Annotated in this window: 1 pseudogene; it reads left to right on the forward strand. The window is 73.8% G+C overall.

From position 1 onward, the window contains the following. Nucleotides 1–520 (forward strand): annotated as a pseudogene (locus E6R62_RS39065) (hypothetical protein); the annotation flags it as partial.

Raw genomic sequence — 520 nt, forward strand, 5'->3', positions numbered from 1 at the left:
CCGAACTGGCGCAGGTGCTGCACACCGGACCGTTCCATCTGGCCCTGCGCACCGCCTTCTCGGTGCGCGGGCTGCCGCTCCAGCGGGTCCAGCACCATCTGGCGCATCGCGGGGTCAAGGTCGGGGTGACCAGCCTGAGTTACTGGCAGCAGGGTGCCCGCCGCCCGCAGCGTCCGGAGTCGCTGCGGGCCGTGAAGGCCCTGGAGGAGGTGCTCGGGCTGCCCGTGAACTCGCTGCTCGGGCTGCTGGACGACGGGGTGTCCCGCCCGGACCCCGACCGCCCGCCGGCCCGCTCGTACCGCTCGCTGACGGACTCCTCCGGGGCGGTGGAGCGGCTGCTCGCGGGCATCGAGTCACCGGCGGACGGCGGGCTGCACACGGTGGGCCACCAGGAGCGGGTACGGATCGGACCCGGCCGCCAGATGCGGTACCGCGACTCCCGGCACGTCGTGCGCGCCCACCGCGACGGGATCGACCGCTATCTCGCCGTGTACATCGGTGACCCGGGCTGTGATCCGGG

Origin of the sequence: Streptomyces sp. A1136 (assembly GCF_004795055.1) — a bacterium.
Classification (GTDB): domain Bacteria; phylum Actinomycetota; class Actinomycetes; order Streptomycetales; family Streptomycetaceae; genus Streptomyces.